The following is a 243-nucleotide window of genomic DNA, read 5'->3' on the forward strand; positions in this document are numbered from 1 at the left end:
TGCCGCCAATGCCCCTGGGGGATCGTGATTCCATCTCGACGTTTCGAGCGGTCGTTCGCTCCAGTCTGACCGCGACGCTGCTGCTTGCCGTCCCGTTCGCGTCGCCGCGGGCCCAGGATGCCGAGCCCGAGGCACCCGCCGCTGCCGACGCGCCGGCGAAGGCCAAGCCTAAACCCAAGCCGAAACCGCCCGCTTCCAAGCCGGCGGCCAAGCCTGCCGCCGCGCCTGCTCCCGCGGCCGCGC

The 243-nt window shown here is 72.8% G+C and carries 1 pseudogene; it reads left to right on the forward strand.

What is annotated here, in order from left to right:
- Window positions 1-243: pseudogene (locus tag MFF64_RS37265) on the forward strand (hypothetical protein); the annotation flags it as partial.

The sequence above is a fragment of the Methylobacterium frigidaeris genome, assembly GCF_022179185.1.
Taxonomy (GTDB): domain Bacteria; phylum Pseudomonadota; class Alphaproteobacteria; order Rhizobiales; family Beijerinckiaceae; genus Methylobacterium; species Methylobacterium frigidaeris.